The 16,021-nt window shown below is 70.1% G+C and carries 15 protein-coding genes; 11 read left to right on the top strand and 4 right to left on the bottom strand.

Annotated elements, in window-relative coordinates:
- The first annotated feature begins 123 nt into the window (after window positions 1-123).
- Together HUA78_RS07990 and glgC are read left to right on the top strand one after the other, a co-directional pair.
- Window positions 124-534: a hypothetical protein gene (locus HUA78_RS07990; protein ID WP_174476003.1), complete on the top strand. Its 411-nt coding sequence runs from the start codon at window positions 124-126 to the stop codon at window positions 532-534.
- A 124-nt stretch (window positions 535-658) separates the two neighbouring features.
- On the top strand, window positions 659-1,906 hold the full coding sequence (glgC, locus tag HUA78_RS07985) for a glucose-1-phosphate adenylyltransferase (RefSeq protein WP_141644597.1): 1,248 nt from the start codon (window positions 659-661) through the stop codon (window positions 1,904-1,906).
- Between the two features lie 10 nt (window positions 1,907-1,916).
- Here glgC and HUA78_RS07980 read toward each other — a convergent pair whose 3' ends face one another.
- On the bottom strand, window positions 1,917-2,624 hold the full coding sequence (locus HUA78_RS07980; protein ID WP_174476002.1) for a siderophore-interacting protein: 708 nt from the start codon (window positions 2,622-2,624) through the stop codon (window positions 1,917-1,919).
- Window positions 2,625-2,842: 218 nt separating this feature from the next.
- Here HUA78_RS07980 and HUA78_RS07975 point away from each other — a divergent pair, with 218 nt between their 5' ends.
- On the top strand, window positions 2,843-3,634 hold the full coding sequence (locus tag HUA78_RS07975; RefSeq protein WP_141644599.1) for an HmuY family protein: 792 nt from the start codon (window positions 2,843-2,845) through the stop codon (window positions 3,632-3,634).
- Window positions 3,631-5,142: an MXAN_6640 family putative metalloprotease gene (locus HUA78_RS07970; protein WP_254623602.1), complete on the top strand. Its 1,512-nt coding sequence runs from the start codon at window positions 3,631-3,633 to the stop codon at window positions 5,140-5,142. Before HUA78_RS07975 ends, HUA78_RS07970 begins: the two co-directional genes overlap by 4 nt.
- A gap of 346 nt (window positions 5,143-5,488) precedes the next feature.
- Here the strand turns inward: HUA78_RS07970 and HUA78_RS07965 are convergent, their stop codons facing one another.
- Window positions 5,489-6,634: an energy transducer TonB gene (locus tag HUA78_RS07965; protein ID WP_174454184.1), complete on the bottom strand. Its 1,146-nt coding sequence runs from the start codon at window positions 6,632-6,634 to the stop codon at window positions 5,489-5,491.
- Between the two features lie 240 nt (window positions 6,635-6,874).
- Between HUA78_RS07965 and HUA78_RS07960 the strand changes: the two genes are divergently transcribed.
- The 5 genes from HUA78_RS07960 to HUA78_RS07940 are packed head-to-tail and all read left to right on the top strand — an operon-like array spanning window position 6,875 to window position 11,648.
- The gene (locus tag HUA78_RS07960) at window positions 6,875-7,960 is read left to right on the top strand and encodes a type III polyketide synthase (RefSeq protein WP_174467086.1); all 1,086 of its coding nucleotides are present in this window, start codon (window positions 6,875-6,877) and stop codon (window positions 7,958-7,960) included.
- Window positions 7,954-8,529 (top strand): isoprenylcysteine carboxyl methyltransferase family protein, encoded by a 576-nt coding sequence (locus tag HUA78_RS07955; RefSeq protein WP_174454185.1) that lies wholly within the window; start codon window positions 7,954-7,956, stop codon window positions 8,527-8,529. The genes HUA78_RS07960 and HUA78_RS07955 overlap by 7 nt, the downstream gene beginning before the upstream one ends.
- On the top strand, window positions 8,522-8,800 hold the full coding sequence (locus HUA78_RS07950; protein WP_141644603.1) for an acyl carrier protein: 279 nt from the start codon (window positions 8,522-8,524) through the stop codon (window positions 8,798-8,800). The genes HUA78_RS07955 and HUA78_RS07950 overlap by 8 nt, the downstream gene beginning before the upstream one ends.
- Before the next feature lie 44 nt (window positions 8,801-8,844).
- Entirely contained in the window at window positions 8,845-10,554 is a 1,710-nt protein-coding gene (locus HUA78_RS07945) for a fatty acyl-AMP ligase (protein WP_174454379.1), read from the top strand.
- The gene (locus tag HUA78_RS07940) at window positions 10,551-11,648 is read left to right on the top strand and encodes an FAD-dependent monooxygenase (protein WP_174476001.1); all 1,098 of its coding nucleotides are present in this window, start codon (window positions 10,551-10,553) and stop codon (window positions 11,646-11,648) included. Before HUA78_RS07945 ends, HUA78_RS07940 begins: the two co-directional genes overlap by 4 nt.
- Before the next feature lie 6 nt (window positions 11,649-11,654).
- On the opposite strand, the gene HUA78_RS07935 is transcribed toward HUA78_RS07940, so the two are convergent.
- Window positions 11,655-12,287, bottom strand: coding sequence for a TetR/AcrR family transcriptional regulator (locus tag HUA78_RS07935; protein WP_174454187.1), 633 nt, complete (start codon window positions 12,285-12,287; stop codon window positions 11,655-11,657).
- Window positions 12,288-12,380: 93 nt separating this feature from the next.
- Between HUA78_RS07935 and HUA78_RS07930 the strand changes: the two genes are divergently transcribed.
- Together HUA78_RS07930 and HUA78_RS07925 are read left to right on the top strand one after the other, a co-directional pair.
- Window positions 12,381-13,424, top strand: a complete 1,044-nt coding sequence (locus HUA78_RS07930; RefSeq protein ID WP_174476000.1) for an SDR family oxidoreductase — start codon at window positions 12,381-12,383, stop codon at window positions 13,422-13,424.
- A 92-nt stretch (window positions 13,425-13,516) separates the two neighbouring features.
- Window positions 13,517-14,626 carry an MBL fold metallo-hydrolase gene (locus HUA78_RS07925; RefSeq protein ID WP_174475999.1) on the top strand — a complete coding sequence of 370 codons (1,110 nt, stop codon included), beginning with the start codon at window positions 13,517-13,519 and terminating at the stop codon, window positions 14,624-14,626.
- A gap of 5 nt (window positions 14,627-14,631) precedes the next feature.
- Here HUA78_RS07925 and HUA78_RS07920 read toward each other — a convergent pair whose 3' ends face one another.
- Window positions 14,632-15,987 (bottom strand): hypothetical protein, encoded by a 1,356-nt coding sequence (locus HUA78_RS07920; protein ID WP_174475998.1) that lies wholly within the window; start codon window positions 15,985-15,987, stop codon window positions 14,632-14,634.
- Window positions 15,988-16,021: the final 34 nt, after the last annotated feature.

Below are 16,021 nucleotides of genomic sequence, written 5' to 3'. Positions count from 1 at the left end.
TGCCTCGGCACGGGCCGCCAGGGGCGCAGGCTAGGCAGGGAGGACAACCCCTGTCGAACGCAGGTGCTCCAGCGCTTGCTTCGACAGTCTTTCCCGCAACGCTTCACGGGCTGGAGGTGACGCATGTCCAGGCCGCGGGAGGAGGCGGAGCACCCGCTGTCCGGTGCGACGGCGCGCTCGGTTCTCACCGTGTTCTTGAGTGTCCTGATGGCGTTCTTCCCCAAGTGCGCCATGTGCTGGGCCGCGTACCTCAGCCTGTTCGGAAGCGTCGGGCTGGCGAGCGCGCCCGCCGTGGAGTGGCTCTTCCCCGTGCTGCTGGGGCTCTCGGGCGTCCACCTGGGGCTCCTGCTGCGGCGGGCGCCGCGCAAGGGCTACGTCCCCTTCGTGCTCAGCTTCGTGGGCCTCGCCGTCATCCTGGGTGCGCGGCAACAACTCCCGGTGCGACCCTGGCTGTCGTTCCTCGGCATCGCGCTCATGGCCGGCGGCTCGCTGCTGAACGGCTTCTCCGTCCGTCCCTCGAAGGACGCCACCTGAGTCGGACCTGCCCTCGTGGCCCCGCGCGTTGACGCACGAGGACTTCTGGTGGGGCGCGCGCCGTGAAAACGGACAACCCTTCGTGGAGCCCTATACTGGGGGCCACTCAGGGAGACATCTCAGCATGGGTACGCGCATCCTCGGCATGGTGCTGGCCGGAGGCCAGGGAACTCGGTTGTCGCCGCTCACGCTGAGGCGCTCGAAGCCAGCGGTGCCCTTCGGTTCGAAGTACCGCATCATCGATTTCGCGCTCAACAACTTCATCAACTCCGGCATCTACTCCATCTACGTCCTGACGCAGTTCAAGGCGCAGTCGCTGACGGAGCACATCCAGCGCGGCTGGCGCTTCGGCTCGGTGCTGCTGTCGGACTACTTCATCACCCTCGTGCCCGCGCAGATGTACCTGTACGAGGAACTGGGGCCCGTCTGGTACCGGGGCACCGCGGACGCCATCTACCAGAACATGCATCTGGTGGAGAACCACCGCCCCGAGCACATGGCCATCTTCTCCGGCGACCACATCTACAAGATGAACGTGGCGCACATGCTGGAGCAGCACGAGTCCCAGCGCGCGGACATCACCATCGCCGCGTACCCCACGCCCCTGGCGGACGCGCACCGCTTCGGCGTCATGCAGGTGGACGAGCGGGGCCGGGTGACGGAGTTCCAGGAGAAGCCCAAGGACCCCAAGGCCATCCCCGGCCGGCCGGACACCGCGCTGGCCAGCATGGGCAACTACATCTTCCGCAGCAAGGTGCTCGCGGAGCTGCTGGAAGTGGACGCGAAGACGGAGGGCTCACAGCACGACTTCGGCAAGGACGTGCTGCCGCGCGCGCTGCGTGACGGCTATCACATCCAGGCCTACGACTTCGCCAAGAACCCCATCCCCGGCCAGACGGCGCCCAACACCTACTGGCGGGACGTGGGAACGCTGGACGCGTACCACGAGGCGTCCATGGACCTGGTGTCGGTGAACCCGGAGTTCGACATCTTCAACGCCGAGTGGCCGCTGCGCTCCGCCAGCGAGTACAGCCCGCCCGCCAAGTTCGTCCACGAGGCCGGGGACAGGGTGGGGCGCGCGCTCAACTCCATGGTGGCCGGCGGCTGCATCATCTCCGGCGGCGTGGTGCGCGAGAGCATCCTCTTCCGCCGCGCGCGGGTGAACAGCTACGCGAGCGTGCAGCGCTCGGTCATCTTCGACGAGGTGGACATCGGCCGGCACGCGCAGGTGAAGAACGCCATCATCGACAAGGGCGTGCGAGTGCCTCCCAACGCGAAGGTGGGCTACGACCTGGAGGCCGACAGGGCGCGCGGCTTCACCGTCACCGAGAGCGGCATCGTCGTGGTGCCCAAGGGCTACCGCTTCGAGTGAGCCGCGTGCCTCACAGCCCGCGCTTGCCGTCCGCCCAGTAGGCCTTGCTTCGCACCGAGCGGCGCGAGACGCCGTGCCGCTCCAGCAGTTCCTTGCGCAGCGTGACGATGGAGCCCGCGTGCCCGGCCAGGTAACACGTCGCGCCCGGAAGCACGTTGCGCCCAAGCCACACTCGCAGCGCCTCGCCTCGCGGCTGTCCGTGCTCGCGCGCGACGGCCGTCAGGGGCACGCCCACCCGCTCCAGCCAGTCCTCCGCTCCGGGCTCCACCTCGATGGCGCCCAGCAGCCGCAGCGGTGAGGGCAGGGCGCGAATCATCGCCTGGAACAACCCCAGACACGTCTCGTCGCCCAGGAACACGTGCGCGGGGGCCTCCTCGTCCACGCCGAGCCGGCCTCCGGGCCCGAGGATGTCCGCCGTGTCTCCCGGCTGGAGCGCCGCGGCCCACGCGCTGCCGGGCCCCTGCCCATGTAGGAAGAAGACGACCTCCATTGTCCCTGTCACCGGGTCCATCATCGACGGCGTGTAGTGGCGGAACGCCGTCGCGTTGACGCGGAACTCCACCTCCTGCCCGGGCTCGTGGACGACGCCGCGCAGGGACTCTCCCTCGAAGCGCACCCGCCGCAACCGGGGCGCCAGCGTCTCCACCCGGGCGACGTGCGAGGGCTTCGCGAACCAGGGCATCAACGTGTTCGCGAGGACCGCGGGCATCTCCGGCATGGCTCTCTCCGTCGGGGTTTCGGTGTTCAATCTTTAATATTGAAAATGAGAATCGTTATCAAGTAGGCTATCGTCCTGTCGAGTGGGCAGTGCTTCGCGGAAGCGTGGAAGTGGTGCCTGAGCGTCGGAGAGCGCGGCGGGGCCCTCGACAAGAAAACCCGGAGTCGCGTGCTCTGGGAGTCACGTCACGCAGTCCGCACAGGGAGAGGAATCAGGGAATGATGAGCGATAACGAGCAGGCGTTGCCGAGGCGCGCCGGACAGCAGGGGTTGTGGGTCCTCGTGGCCGTGGGGATGTCGCTGGCGTTGCTTGCGGGCTGCGGCGAGGACGACCCGAAGGTGGAGCCCGAGCCGGAGGTCTGTGAAGCAAGCCAGGTGACCTGCACCGAGCAGACCATCGACCGGCTGACGCTGCTGACGGCGGTCTCCACGGGTGAGGTTCGCGAGGAGGGGACGACGGCCGGTGAGTTCCACACCTTCGTGGACTCGCGCGCGGGTGGCCTGACGCCGACGATGTCCTATACGTACCTGCGCTTCACGCCGACGGGGCTGACGCAGGTGCAGGTGAGTGACCAGGCGGCGCTCGCGTCGACGGAGTGGGACCTGGCGGTGCGTCGCTACACGATGCGCGTCAACAGCGGCACGTCCGGGCCGTCCTGCGTCTCGGTGGCGAACACGCCCGAGGGCACGACGTTCGCCTCGGTGACGTCGAAGAGCGCGGCCGGGGAGTTCAAGACGGAGGCGTGGTTTGATTCCACCTGCACGCTCATCCCCGACGACTCCGGTCTGGGCGGGCCCGCGACGCTCCTGGGTGGCTTCTGGACGTACCAGAGCTGCGTGGAGATGACGGGTCGCATCTTCATCGTCCGGCTGGCGGACGGCCGTCACGTGAAGCTGGAGGTGACGGGGTACTACGAGCCTGCGGCGCAGCAGGTCTGCAACGAGACGCACTCGGTGCCGCAGCCGAGCGGCTCTGGCTCCATCCGCATCAAGTGGGCGTTCCTGCCATGAGGCTCGGGGCGTGGCTCCTGCTTCTTCCCCTGGGTTGTGGCCCCGTGCAGGCATCGAGGGAGCCGCATGAGCTTCCGGAGACGTTCGCCGGGTCGCGAGCGGGGCAGCAGGCTGGAGCGCGCCCCACCTCACCCCAGGCGGTACCGCCGAGCTTCGGCGTGGACGAGCAGGTGGAGTCGGCGGTGTCCCCGGGGGGGCGCTTCCGGGTCCACTTCTCGCGCGTCGGGCTCAACGCGGTGCCGCCGGGGGACGCGGATGGCAATGGCGTGCCCGACGCGGTGGACGTCGTCGGGCGGGCCTATGAGCGCGTCGCGGATTTCTATGTCGGGCTGGGGTTCCTCCTGCCGCGCGACGATGCGTCGGTGGGGGCGGACAACGGCGGTGATGGGCTGTTCGACGTGTACCTCGTGGACTTCGCGGGCCGGGCGGATGGCGCGTTCCGGCTGGATGGCTGCGAGAGCGTGGACCAGAAGTGCGCGGGGCACATGCTCCAGGAGAACGACTTCGCGGGGTACGACTACCCCTCCTTCGAGGAGGCGGTGAGCATCCTGGCCAGCCACGAGTTCTTCCACGCGGTGCAGGCGGCCTATCGACCGGGGCTGGGCAGCGTGGCGTCGGAGGGCACGGCGGTGTGGGCCAGCGAGCGCTTCGACGCGACGCTCGATGACCTGGAGCAGTTCACGTCGTCGTATCTGTCCCGGACGGACCGCAGCCTCGTGTTGGACCCGACGGGGCCGGCCGCGTCGTTCAGCTATGGCGCGGGGGTGTTCTTCCAGTACCTGGGTGAGCGCTTCGGTGACAGGGTCATCCTGGCGATGTGGCAGGAGAGCCTCGTCGCGCCGACGGCGCCCTGGGCCATCTTGTTGGACACGGTGCTGCGTCGCGAGTGGGGCGCGGACTTTGACACGGCCTTCGCCGAGTTCTCGCAGTGGAACCTCTCCACCGGCGCGCGGGCGCGCGTCGAGCAGGGCTATGCGCGAGGGGGCGGGTATGACGGGCTCGCGCCGTCGGCCCGGACGTTGCCCACCGAGGAGGCGGATGTCCGGGTGACGACCGCGTCGACGCGCTACTTCACGGTCCCGGGTGGCTCCGCGGAGGTGCTGGCCACGTATGTGCTCAAGGCCGGTGAGGACCCCGCGAAGCTGCACCTGCTGGTGGCGGCGGTGACGGATACATCGGTGCTCCGCGTGTCACGCGCGGAGGGGACGGGCGCGCTGTCCGCGAAGGTGGACGCGTCGGATGCGAGCGAGGTCATCATCGCGGTGGTGGATGGTCGCCACGAGGGCGTGGGCCGCTACGGGACGCTCTGCCTCACGGCGGACCCCGCGGGTGCGCCGTGTGTCGACGTGACGCCCGAGCCCGAGGACCCCGAGGACGAAGGGGGCTGTAGCGCGGCGCCGAGCGGACCTGGCTGGATGGCGCTGGTGCTGGCGTTGCTTGCGCTCGGTGCACGTCCGAGGCAGGCGCTTCGGCGGGCAGTCGTGGTGCGCCGTGACTCCGTGCGGTGAGCGCGGTGTGGCGGCTCCTGGCCTGAGCGAAACCTGACCTGGCTTGAGACGTCACCGCTGGGGCCGCGCGCGTCGCGGCCTCTCGTCGAGCCGCGCCCCCGGACGAAGGTCGCCTCGCTGGGGCGCGCGTCGAGGCCTCTCATCGAGCCGGGCTCCCCGGACGAAGGCCGCCTCGCTGGGGCGCGCGTCGTGGCCCCGCGTCGAGCTGGTGCCCCCGGACAAAGGCCACGTCGCCGGGAGCGCGTGCGTCGCGGCATCGCATCGAGCTGGAGGCTTTGGACGAAACGTCATCGCCGGGGCGTGAGCCTCGCCCCGCGAGGCCGAGGCCACGCGAGCCCGAGTCGAGTCAGGAGCCCTGGGCGGAGGTGTGCTGCTGGGGCGCTGAATCCTGGGGAGCAGGTGCCCGCTGAGGTGTCGGCGCGGGCGTCCCTGAGGGGCACTGGCGCTGGTACTCGGTCAGCGCACGCTGGAAGCGCTCCTGCTCCTCCTTGGGCCACTCGGCCGGAAGCTTCGCGATGGCCTGCTGCTGCTCGCGCAGCGCGTCCTCGCAGCGGCCTCGGTGGTAGGCCACCCGAGCCGCTGTCTCCAGCACATAGGAATTGTGGGACGCGGTCTCTTTCGCCGTGTGCGTCAGGGGCTCGGCCTCGACGTAACGGCCGGCCTGGACATGCAGCCACGCCAACTCCGTCGCGGCCCACCAGTACCTGGGCGACAGGCGGTTCAACTGGCGCAGCGCCTTCTCGTACGTGGCGTCTTTTGGATTGTCCCGTGCGAGCACCCGGGCCAGATGCGCCCAGGCCGCGGGGCTGGTCGGAAACTGCTCGGTCCGAGTCCGCGCCCAGTCCAGCTCCTCCTGGGCCGTGAGCTCCACGTCGCTGAGCATCGTGTTGAATTGGAAGACGTACTCCGTCTCGACCGGGTGTCCCGCCAGATTCGCCGGCTTGTACCGCATCGTCCGCACCGAGGCGACCAGGGCCTCCGTGACTCCATACGGCGCGGACTCCACCACTCGGATGTTCCGGACCTGCCCGTCCGCCCCCAGGAGGGCGGTGAGGACGACGATGGCCACCCCCTTGTTGAGGCGGGCTTCCAGCGGAACCACAGGTGCCTGGCCCGCGATGCGCTTGGGTGGCTGGAACCGCGTGCGGAGGTAGTCGCACGCTTCCTTCAAGCCTGCCCTGCACGCGGCGCCGATGCCCGCGGAGGCCTGGCGGAACTGCTCCTGGGTGAGCGTGCCCGACAATTTCTGGACCGCTTCCGCGAAGACACTGGGGGCCTGCTCGGGCTCCACCTCGGTGGTCGGCGCGGAGTCTCCGGGCGGGCTGACGACGGATCCGAAGAGCCTGGAGTCCTCGGTCCGCGGGTCCAGGTAGTGGGCCATGGCGCGCGACAGGTGCCCATGGCTCGCGGGCAGCGAGGGAATGCGGGCGGAGTGGCCACACGCGGTGGCTCCGAGCAGCAGCGAACAGAGAACGACATGCAGTGGACGCATCCTCGCCCACGCTAGCCCTTGCCCAAGGCATGTCCAAGGTTGCGGGCGGGGAGGTGCTGTCCGGGGTGTGACAGGGAGTCCAGCCTCCCCTTCCCTGGGGAGGAATTCGCCGTCGACCGCGCGACATTACGAGGCGAGCGAGGCGTCAGGACTCGTTCAAGTGGGTGCGAGGCATATCGCGTCTGTCCCGAGTTCCAGCTAAGCGTGTCCTCCTGACCGCCGCACGGACCCGAGACCTTCATGTACAGCGCATCCGGCCAGGACAGCAGCGCGCCCTTCATCCGCTCGGTGGGGCGCGCACTCCCGCCTCATTACGCCTCGCAGGAGCAGCTCATCGCGGCCTTCCGGGAGCTGTGGGCCAAACGGCACTTCAACCTGGAGCGGCTGGAGGACCTGCACCGCGCCGTGCAGGTGGGAGGCCGCTACCTGGCGTTGCCCATCGACGCGTATCCGGCCCTGGTCACCTTCCAGCAGCGCAATGACGCCTGGATTCGCGAGGCCACGGCGCTCAGCGAAGTCGTGGTGCGACAGGCGCTGGATGATGCGGGGTTGGCGCCGGCCGACGTGGACCACGTCTTCTTCGTCACGGTGACGGGCATCGCCACGCCCAGCATCGAGGCCCGGCTGGCCAACCGGCTGCGCTTCCGCGAGGACTTCAAGCGCACGCCCATCTTCGGGCTCGGCTGTGTCGCGGGCGCGGCGGGCATGGCGCGGGCGGCGGACTACCTGCGCGCCTTCCCCACGCACACCGCGCTCGTCGTCTCCGCGGAGCTGTGCTCGCTGACGCTGCAGCGCGAGGACCTGTCCATCCCCAACATCATCGCCTCCGGCCTCTTCGGCGACGGCGCGGCGTGCGCGGTGCTGAGGGGCGCCCAGGCGCCAGGCGCGAAGGGACCCCGGGTGGTGGCGTCGCGCTCGGTGTTCTATCCGGACTCCGAGCGCATCATGGGCTGGGACGTCGTCGACTCCGGCTTCAAGGTGGTCCTGTCCGCGAAGGTGCCCCAGCTGGTGAAGGACCACATCCAGGGCAACGTGGACGGCTTCCTCGCGTCCCAGGGTTTGAAGCGCGGTGACATCCGTCACTGGGTGGCGCACACCGGCGGGCCCAAGGTGCTGGAGTCCTTCGAGGAGGCGCTGGAGCTGGACAAGGACGCGCTGGCGCGCTCGTGGGCGTCTTTGCGCGAAGTGGGGAATCTGTCCTCGGCGTCAGTGTTGTTCGTGCTGGGGGAGACGCTGGAGAAGGTGACGGCGAAGCCCGGAGAGTACGGACTGATGATGGCCATGGGCCCGGGCTTCTGCGCGGAGATGGTGCTCTTGCGATGGTGACCGCCACACAGGCCGTCTTCCTGGGGTACATGGGCCTGCTCGGGGTGGAGCGGCTGGTGGAGCTGGTGCTCTCCAAGCGCAACGCCGCGTGGGCCTTCGCTCGGGGCGGGGTGGAGACGGGACAGCGCCATTACCGCTTCATGGTGGTGTTCCACTCGCTCTTCCTCGCGGCGTGCGTGGCGGAGGTGTTCCTTCTGCACCGGCCCTTCCTGGGGGGCTGGAGCGGGGCGGCGCTGGGCGGCGCGGTGGTGGCGCAGGGGCTGCGCTACTGGGCCATCTCCACGCTGGGCCCGCGCTGGAACTCTCGCATCATCGTCGTGCCGGACCTGCCGCCGGTGGTGGGCGGGCCGTATCGCTTCCTGCGTCACCCCAACTACGTCGCGGTGGTGCTGGAGCTGGCGTGTGTGCCGCTCATCCACGGCGCGTGGTGGACGGCCGTGTTCTTTTCGGTGGGAAACCTGGTGCTGCTCTCCGTGCGCATCCGCGCGGAGGAAGCGGCGCTGGGGGACGCGTATGCGCGCGCCTTCTCCCACCGCCCCCGTTTCCTTCCCGAGGTGCCCCGTGGCTGAGCTCGAACTGGAAGTCCTGGCGGAGATTCGTCGCATCGCCGCCGATGAGCTGGAGTGGAAGGGCGTGGTGGAGCCCCAGCACGACCTCGTTCGGGACTTGCAACTCGACAGCCTGGGGCTGACGGTGCTGGCGGTGGGGTTGGAGAACCGCTTCCGCATCCGCTTGTCGGAGGAGGACGCGCAGGGGGTGCGCACGGTGGCGGACCTGGCGAAGCTGGTGGAGCGCCGCGTCGCCACGACGGCGCGCACGCCGACGGAGGTCCGCTCGTGAGAGGTCCGACGTTGCCGAAGGTGCGGTTCCCCACGGTGAACGCGATGCTCTCGGCGGCCAGCCGGACGCCCTTCCAGTTGACGTTCGTCGACGCGGCCGAGCGCGAGGAGTCGCTGTCCTGGGCGGAGGTGTACCGCCGCGCGCGGCGCACGGCGGCGGGGCTGGCGCGGCTGGGGGTGCGCGAGGGGGAGCGGGTGGCGTTGCTCCTGCCCACCTCGCCGGGCTTCATGGATGCCTTCTTCGGGACGCTGCTCGCGGGCGCGGTGCCGGTGCCGCTGTATCCGCCCGTCCGGCTGGGGCGCCTGGATGAGTACCACCGGGCCACGGCGCGGATGCTCCAGGTGACGGAGGCGAGCCTCGTCCTGACGGACTCTCGCGTGCGGCTGCTCCTGGGTCCGAGCGTGGAGAAGTCCCGCCCGCGCCTGGGCTGTCACACGGTGGACGACGTGTCGCGAGGGGACGAGGTGCGCGAGGTGGCGGTGGCGTCTGAGGCGCTGGGCCTCATCCAGTTCTCCTCCGGCTCCACGGTGGACCCGAAGCCGGTGGCGCTGACGCACGGAGCGCTGCTGTCGCAGGTGATGGCGCTGGAGGTGGCGATGCCCCTGTCGTCACCCGAGACGCCGCGCGTGGGCGTCAGCTGGCTGCCGCTGTACCACGACATGGGACTCATCGGCTGTCTGCTGTCCGCGCTGCACTATCCTGGGCACCTGGTGCTGATTCCTCCGGAGGTCTTCCTGGCGAGGCCCGCGCTGTGGCTGCGCGCGCTGTCGCGGCACCGGGGCTTCATCTCGCCCGCGCCGAACTTCGCCTATGGCCTGTGCCTGAAGCGGGTGAAGGACGCGGAGATGGAGGGCGTGGACCTGTCGTCGTGGAAACACGCGCTCAACGGCGCGGAGCCGGTGTCGGCGGAGACGTTGCAGCGGTTCGTCGAGCGCTTCGAGCGCTGGGGCTTCTCCGCGCGGGCGCTGCGTCCGGTGTATGGGCTGTCGGAAGCGTCGCTCGCGGTGACCTTCCCTCCGGAGGGCCGGGGGCCTCGCTCGCTCGGCGTGGACCCGACGGTGCTGGCGAGCGAGGGGCGGGCGGAGGCGGGCGCGCGGATGCTGGTGAGCGTGGGCGCGCCGGTGGCCGGCTTCGAGGTGGAGGTGCGCGACGAGCAGGGCGCGGTGCAGCCGGACCGGCGCGTGGGCCGGGTCTTCACGCGAGGCCCGTCGCTGATGACGAGCTACTTCGGTGACGCGCTCGCCACGCGGCGCGCGCTGACGCTGGATGGCTGGCTGGACACCGGAGACCTGGGCTTCATCGCGGACGGCGAGCTGTACCTGACGGGCCGCGCGAAGGACGTGGTCATCATCCGGGGCGCCAACCACGCGCCGCAGGCGTTCGAGGAGCCGCTCCAGTCCGTGGAGGGCGTGCGCACGGGGTGCGCGGTGGCCCTGGGCTTCACGCCCGAGGGAGGCCAGGACGAGGCGCTGCTCATCCTCGCGGAACGCGGTGGCGACGCGGCGGAAGCAGACGTGGAGGAGCGCATCCGCGCGGCGGTGGTGGAGGCGACGGGGGTTCGGCCGCACACGGTGAAGCTCTTGGAGGCGGGGACGCTGCCCCGGACGTCGAGCGGGAAGCTGCGCCGGGGCGAGGCGCTGCGTCGCTACCTGTCCGGAGAGCTGTCGCCGCCGAAGAAGGTGGGCATGGTGGGCATGGCGGTGGAGATGGCGCGCAGCGCGCTGGCCATGGCGCGGGCGGAGCACGAGACGTGAGACGGTATGACGTGGCCGTGGTGGGGGGCGGGCCCGCGGGACTGGCGGTGGCCATCCACACCACGGTGCGCGGGCTGAACACCGTCGTCCTGGAGCGCGCGACGCTGCCCGCGGACAAGGCGTGCGGCGAGGGGCTGATGCCCTCGGGGCTCGCGGCGCTGGCGCGCCTGGGCGCGCTGGCGCACCTGGACCGCGCGGAGTGCTCGCCCTTCGTGGGCATCCGCTACGTGCAGGAGGATGGCAGCATGGCGGAGGGGCTCCTGCCGGGGCCGGGCGGGTTGGGGGTGCGGCGGGTGGCGCTCGCGTCGGCGCTGGTGGCGCGGGCCCGGGACGTGGGCGTGGAGCTGCGCGAGCGCACGCAGGTGCTGTCGCATCGGCGCGGCGCGGACGGGGTGACGCTGGAGACGGCGGACGGGCCCGTGGAGGCGCGGATGCTGGTGGCGGCGGACGGGCTGGGCTCGCCGCTGCGGCGCGCGGAGGGGCTGGAGGTGGCCACGGAGGGGCCTCGGCGCTTCGGGTTGCGCAGGCACTTCCAACTGGCGCCGTGGACGCCCTACGTGGAGGTTCACTTCTCGGACGGCGTGGAGGCGTATGTGACGCCCGCCGGAGCGCGCCGCGTGGGGCTGGCCTTCCTGTGGGAAGACGGTGGCGTGGAGGGGCGCGTGGGCTTCGACACGCTGCTCGCGCGCTTCCCTCGGCTCCAGGAGCGACTGCTCGTCGCGGCGCCTGACTCGCAGGTGCGCGGCGCGGGGCCGCTGGCGAGGGTGGCGCGGGTGCGCGTGGCGGACCGCTTCGCGCTGGTGGGCGACGCGGCGGGCTACGTGGACGCGCTGACGGGCGAGGGCCTGTCACTGGCCTTCGCGTGCGCGGAGTCGCTGGGGACGCTGCTGCCGGACGCGCTGACGAAGGGGGCGACGCGCCAGGTGCTGCGCCCCTACGAGCAGCGCTTCCAGCAGGTGTTCCGCAAGTACGCCTGGGCCACGCGCGCGCTGCTCATGCTGGCGCGAAGGCCCGGGTTGCGACGCCCCATCGTCCGGCTGCTGGGGCGAAGCCCGTGGATGTTCGAGAGAATCCTCCACGCCGTCGTGGCGTGACGGGGCCTACTTCGCCATCACCCACCCGACGAACAGCTCCACGGAGCGCTCCAGCAGGGGTTCAATGGAGTCGCTCCGGGTCTTCTTGCGCAGGGGCCCCTCATTCCACAGCGAGGCGAGGCCGTGCACCCAGGCCCAGACGGTGAACGCGAGCGTGTCCATGTCCACCTTGCCGCCCGTGGTCTCCTTCGCCAGCTCCTGGAGCCGCCCGTAGGCGCGCATGCCCTCCGCGTGGAGGCTCGCGTACTTCTCCTCGTCCCCCCACTCCTGCCGGAACATGACGCGGTAGTGCGCGGGGTGCTCCACGGCGAAGCGCACGTAGCACCGGGCGAGCGCCCGCAGCTGGTTGTCCGTCCGGGGGGCTCGGATGCTGGACAGCGACTCGTCCATCCGCTGGTTGAGCGCCCGGTAGCCCTCTTCCGCCACCGCCGCCAGGAGCGCATCCTTGTCCCGGAAGTGGTGGTAGGGCGCCGCCGCCGTCACACCGGCCCGCCGGGCGACCTCGCGCAGGGACACCGCACCCACGTCCTCCGTCGCGATGAGCTTCAGCGTCGCGTCCACCAGGGCCTGGCGCAAATCTCCGTGGTGGTAGGCGCGCTTTCGCGGCGCCGCCGGTTTCTTCCCGACCCGAGTCGTCATCGCCCCTGCCCCCTTCCTGGGATGTCGTTCATCTTGACACTGCTGAGATTGCTTCTTATCTGAACAGTGCTCATATAGACTGGGAGACGCGGGATGCGCGCATTCGTGACGGGTAGCACGGGCCTGTTGGGTAACAACGTGGTGCGGGCGCTGGTGGCGGGAGGGCACACGGTGCGGGCGCTGGCCCGCTCGCCGTCGAAGGCGCGCCAGGTGCTGGGGGGCCTTGCGGGCGTGGAGGTGGTGGAAGGGGACATGCTGGACGTGAAGGGCTTCGCGGCCGCGTTGGAGGGCTGTGACGTGGTCATCCACACGGCGGCCTACTTCCGTGAATACTACGCGCCCGGCGACCACTGGCCGAAGCTGTATGCCATCAACGTGAAGGCCACGGTGGAGCTTGCCGAGGAGGCGCACCGGCGCGGGGTGAAGCGCTTCCTGGACATCAGCTCCTCGGGGACGGTGGGGACGAAGCCGGACGGCTCGGCCGGAGACGAGCAGACGCCGCCCGCACCCGTCGCCTCCTCGAACCTGTACTTCAAGAGCAAGGTGGAGTCGGAGCGGGAGCTGAATGCCTTCAGCGCGCGCTCGGGCCTGGAGGTGGTCTACATCCTGCCGGGGTGGATGTTCGGGCCGGGGGACGCGGGCCCCACGGGCTCGGGCCAGTTCGTGCTGGATTTCCTCGCGGGGAAGATGCCGGCGCTGCTCGACGGCGGCTCGTCGCTGGTGGATGCGCGCGACGTGGCCGAGGCCACGGTGGTGGCGGCACAGAAGGGCCGTGCGGGCGAGCGGTATCTGGTGGGCGGTGAATTCGTGGACCTCGTGACGCTCTCCCAGGCGCTCGAGCGGGTGACGGGGGTGAAGGGGCCGCGCCGGACGCTGCCGCATGGGCTGGCGGTGGTGCTGGGCGCGTTGGGGCAGACGTGGGCCCGCCTGACGGGGGGCCAGACGTCGCTGACGGTGGAGGGTGTGCGCGTCATGCACGCGAAGCTGAGCGTGGATTCGACGAAGGCGCGGCGGGAGCTGGGCGCGTCGTTCCGTCCCCTGGACGAGACGCTGCGCGACACGGTGGCGTGGCTGCGCGAGCACACGCTCAAGGCCGCGCCCGTGCTGGAGAAGCCCCAGGTCGCCACTTCCCCTTGAAGAGGCCTGCGCGTCGTCACGCCGGCCGTTACGATGGGTCCCCAGCGCGCCCTGGCCGGAGGGCTCGGTCGCTTCGATGGAGTGTCGTGCCCATGCCCCTGGACCGCCAGTCCCCCACCTCGACGGTTCTGTTCCTGTTGCTGTGCGCACCGCTCCTCGGTGGCTGTCTCTTCGCGGGCCCGAGTCACCAGGGGCCGCCGCTCGCGCACTTCGATGGCGAGAAGTTCCACAACCTCGGGGACGCGCCGGAGCTGAAGACGACGGAGCTGGTGGAGGCGGCGCTGAAGGAGCCTCGCGGAGAGTGGCGGGAGTACGAGGAGCTGACGCCGGGCAGGCCTCCTCCGGCGCGGGTGGGGCCGGGCCGGCTGAGGGTGACGCTCATCAACCACGCCACCGTGCTCCTCCAGGCGGACGGGGTGAATGTGCTGACGGACCCCATCTACTCGGACCGGCCCAGCCCGGTGCCCTGGGTGGGGCCCAAGCGCGTGCATCCGCCGGGCATCCGCTTCGAGGACCTGCCGCCCATCCACGTGGTGGTGGTGAGTCACAACCACTATGACCACATGGATTTGCCCACGCTGCGCCGGCTGGAGGAGGCGCACCATCCGCGCTTCATCGTCGGCCTGGGCAACAAGGCGCTGCTGAAGGGCGAGGGCTTCCGGAACGTGGAGGAGCTGGACTGGTGGCAGTCCACGGATGTGACGCCGGAGGTGAAGGTGACGGCGGTGCCCGCGCAGCACCGCTCCAACCGGGGCCTCACGGACCTGTCCGAGACGCTGTGGGCGGGCTACGTCGTCTCCACCACGGGAGGGCCGGTGCTCTTCGCGGGGGACACGGGCTTCGGTCCGCACTTCTCGATGATGGCCGCGCGCTTCGGGCCCATGCGGCTGTCGGTGCTGCCGATTGGCGCGTTCCGTCCGCGCATCATCCACAAGGTGCACATGGGGCCGCGCGAGGCCCTGGATGCGCACAAGGTGCTGAACTCCTCCACGTCCGTGGCCATGCACCACAACACCTTCCCCATGGCCTTCGACGGGCAGGACGAGGCGAAGTTCCTGCTGCTGCGGTTGCTGGCGCGCGAGGAGGTGCGACCGCGCTTCTGGGCGCTGGGGTTCGGCGAGGGACGCTACGTGGAGCCGCTGCCGACGACCGCCGCGGCCCTCGCGGGTATCTGCCACCCGGATACGGTGGTTTCCGAGTAGCCGCTTCAGCGATTGAACGGAACTTCCTGGACCCAGTTGAAGCCTCGGTTGAGGAGCTGGAGCTGGGAGGTGTCCACCTTGCGCACGCGGACGTGGAGGGCGGCGCCCTCGAAGGTGCCCTGGATGACCAGGTGCTCCGGGTCTGGCTGCTCCAGGGTGAAGGTCGTCTTCTTCGCGTCCTCGCCCCGGCCTTCGGCGAGGACGAGCGTCCGGGTCTCCGGGCTGCCCGACACCTGGTAGCGCTGTGTGGAGTCGTCCATCTTCCGGAGGGTCATCCGGAAGCGGCCGATGGCGAGGCTGCGCCAGCGCGAGGTGTCGCCCAGGAGCGGGGGCAGCACCTGTCCATCCTTCGTGAAGGACTCGACCTCATAGAGGCCGTAGAGCGGCGGCAGTGGCGCGCCATCTCCCCACTTCATGTGGCCCTCCAGGGTCCGGCTGGCGTTGGAGTAGAGCATCCAGCCGATGAAGAGGAGCTTCACGCCTCGCAGCGCCCAGGTGACGCGGGAGGAGAAGGCGAAGGGCGTGTCGAGCACTGCGGGCTGGGCGGCGCGGTTGAAGACGAAGACGTCGGCCAGGCGTCGGAGGTCGGGCAGCAGCAGGAAGACGGCGTACAGCAGGAGCAGCGTGGAGTAGAGCTTGACGGGGACGTCGTAGAAGAAGTTCAGCGCTACTACGTTGGACATGACGCCGACGACCACCAGTGAGCCGAGCGTGGTGGTGCGTCGGAAGAGGAGCAGCAGGCCTCCCAGCACCTCCGCTCCTCCGGTGAAGAGGTTGTAGCCCGGGGAGAAGCCCATGAAGGTCCACAGCAGCCCCATGGGAGAGAACTCGCCCAGGGGTTGCGTGAGTCGGTCCACGGTGGGGAAGGGGAATTGGGACTTGAAGACCTTGGCGAAGCCATAGGACAGCATGGCGAGGGCCAGCATGTAGCGGACGTAGACGCGCAGGAAGTCGTGGGCCTTCACGTACCGGGTGCGACGCCGGTCGATGACGGACCACACGCTCGCCGCGATGAAGGCGAGCACCAGGCAGAGGGCCGTCTGTGCGTAGTCGATGGCCTTGTCTCCGCTGCCGGACGTGGCGATGGAGAGCTCCTGCTCGTAGCCGACCACATGTCGGGCGACCCAGGGCACGACGACCTGCCAGAAGCCCGAGATGGCCGTGGCCAGGGGCCTGCCGATGATGGGCAGCGCGTCCAACGGGAAGGCGAAGCAGTAGATGAGGACGAAGGCGCAGACGAAGCGGAACGCGATGCGCTTCGCGGGGCTCCAAGACTCGGGCACCGGAGGGGCGGGGACGGGCGCCGCTGGCACTGGCGCGACGGGCCCTGGCTCGGAGTGAAGAGGGGTGGCGGTGGTCATGGAGGGCTCCTGCGCCCAATCGTAGCCAGGGAGC

The sequence above is a fragment of the Myxococcus sp. CA033 genome, assembly GCF_013336625.1.
GTDB lineage: Bacteria > Myxococcota > Myxococcia > Myxococcales > Myxococcaceae > Myxococcus > Myxococcus llanfairpwllgwyngyllgogerychwyrndrobwllllantysiliogogogochensis.
Note: the sequence above shows the minus strand (reverse complement) of the source record. Positions and strands in the feature narration are given on the sequence as shown.